The organism is Prevotella sp. MGM2, assembly GCF_002933955.1.
Classification (GTDB): domain Bacteria; phylum Bacteroidota; class Bacteroidia; order Bacteroidales; family Bacteroidaceae; genus Alloprevotella.
Window position 1 is genome coordinate 1 of sequence record NZ_BEWW01000160.1, and the last position, 2,743, is coordinate 2,743.

The 2,743-nt window shown below is 58.3% G+C and carries 1 protein-coding gene; it reads left to right on the top strand.

What is annotated here, in order from left to right; genetic code table 11:
* The coding region (locus C5S62_RS03685) for a glycoside hydrolase family 2 TIM barrel-domain containing protein (protein ID WP_104404107.1) at positions 1–2,743 on the top strand (2,743 nt) is incomplete at both ends.

Here is a 2,743-nt window from a genome sequence, read left to right on the forward strand (position 1 = left end):
CGGGCATGGAGTGGCAAAGCCCCGACTCCGTGGCCTACAACAAGCAGCAACCCCATGCGTGGTTTTTCTCGTTTGAGGACGTTGAGAGCGCGCGCAAGCTGCTGCCTGAACACAGTTCGCTGTGGCAGTCGCTCGACGGCAAGTGGCAGTTCCACTGGGCCAAGAATCCCGCCGAACGCCCTGCGGATTTCTTCAGGACGGACTTCGACGCCTCAGGATGGGACCTCGTGGACGTACCCATGAACTGGAACGTGGCCGGCATCGGTAAAGACGGTTCGCAAAAATACGGCGCACCGCTCTACTCCAACCAGCGTGTCATCTTCCAGCACGGCGTGAAGGTGGGCGACTGGAAAGGCGGCGTGATGCGCACCCCTGCCAAGGACTGGCTGAGCTACGACCACCGCAACGAGGTGGGATCGTACCGCCGCTCCTTCAGCATACCCGCCGGATGGAAGGACAAGGAAGTGTACATCAACTTCGACGGCGTGGATTCTTTCTTCTATCTTTACGTGAACGGCAAGTACGTAGGTTTCTCCAAAAACTCGCGCAATCTGGCCCAGTTCAACATCACGCCTTACCTCAACCCCAAGGGTGAGAACATTCTGGCCGTAGAGGTGTACCGCCACAGCGACGGCTCCTTCCTCGAAAGCCAGGACATGTTCCGCCTCCCGGGCATTTTCCGCACCGTGGCCCTCACGGCCAAACCCAAAGTGCAGGTGCGCGACATCGTGGCCATACCCGACTACGACGCCTCCTACACCGACGCCTCGCTCAGCATCAAAGCCAGCGTGGCCAACCTCTCGGGCAAGAAACAGAAGGGCTACACCATCGACTATGCCCTCTATGAAAACAAACTCTACAGCGACGAGAACACCCTCGTGGAGGGCATAACAGCCTCGGCCGCCGTAGAGGAGCTTGTCAAGGACGGCGAGCAGACGGCTTCCGTAGTGCTCAAGGCCGGAAAGGCCATCAAGCCCTGGAACGCCGAGAAGCCCTACCGCTACACTCTGGTGGGACAGCTCAAGGACAAGAAGGGCAAGGTGGTGGAAACCTTCTCCACCTCCGTGGGCTTCCGCAAAATTGAAATCAAGGACACGCCGGCCTCACAGGATGAGTTCGGACTGGCCGGACGCTACTACTACCTCAACGGCCAGCCCATCAAGATGAAGGGTGTGAACCGTCACGAAAACAACCCTGAGACGGGACATTACGTAACGCGCCAGCAAATGGAGAAGGAAGTGTTCCTCATGAAGCGCGGCAACATCAACCACGTGCGCAACTGCCACTACCCCGACGCGCCCTACTGGTACTACCTCTGCGACAAATACGGCATCTATCTTGAGGACGAAGCCAACATCGAGAGCCACCAGTACTACTACGGCGAAGCCAGCCTCTCCCACGTGCCGGAGTTCAAGAACGCACACATTGCACGCAACATGGAGATGGTTCACGCCACCGTCAACCACCCCTCTGTCTGCATCTGGAGCCTCGGCAACGAGGCCGGACCGGGCAAGAACTTCGTGGACTGCTACAACGCCATCAAGGCCTTCGACACCTCGCGCCCCGTACAGTACGAGCGCAACAACGACATCGTCGACATGGGGTCTAACCAGTATCCTTCCATCCCTTGGGTGCAAGGCGCTGTCAAAGGCACCTACAAGATGAAATATCCTTTCCACATCTCCGAATACGCCCACTCCATGGGTAACGCCATCGGTAATCTCATCGACTACTGGGAAGCCATAGAGAGCACCAATTTCTTCATAGGCGGCGCCATCTGGGACTGGGTGGACCAGGCCATCTACAACTACGACCCCGCCACCGGCGAACGCTACTGGGGCTACGGCGGCGACTTCGGACAGAACAACAAGCCCAACGACGGCATGTTCTGCATGAACGGCGTCATGCGCCCCGACCTCTCGCCCAAGGCGCAGTACTATGAAGTGAAAAAGGTGTACCAGAACATCGGCGTCAAGGCCGTTGACATGACGCAGGGACGCATCGAAATCTTCAACAAGAATTACTTCGCCCCCCTCACCGACTATCAGATCGTATGGTCGCTATGGAAGGACGGCGTATGCGTGGAGAAGGACAAACCCCTGCAGGGCGCCCGCAATATCGTCGGTCCGCGCCAGAAACAGCAGTACACCCTGCCCTACGACTACGCTTCGCTCGATCCCGAAAGCGAATACTTCGTGAAGGTGCAGTTCCTCCTGGGCGAAAACATGCCATGGGCCGAGAAAGGCTACGTGCAGATGGAGGAACAGCTCCGCGTGCGCGGTGAGGAAAAGGCCGCTCCCGCCATCATTCAGGTAGCGGCTTCCGACAAGAAGATAAACGCCGAGGAAAAGAACGGCCGCATCACCCTCACCGGCGACGGCTTCAAAGCTGATTTCGACCTCTCCACCGGCGCCATTGCCTCACTCACCTACGGCAACCAGACCATCGTGCGCGAAGGACAAGGCCCGAAACTCGACGCCTTCCGCGCACCCACCGACAACGACGACGGCATCGGCTATCCGCGCGACTGGTGGCGCAATGGCCTCTACGACCTCAAGCATCACGCCCTCGACCATAAGTTCACCCCGGGCAAAAACGGCAGCTGGCAGCTCTATTTCACCGTAGAAAGCCAGGGCGAATACGGCTCTGACCACGGTTACAGCAACCGCGACCGCGTACCGGAGACGGTTTACGGTTTCGAAAAGAACCGCAAGGCCATCGGCAATAACGGATTCAAGTTCAC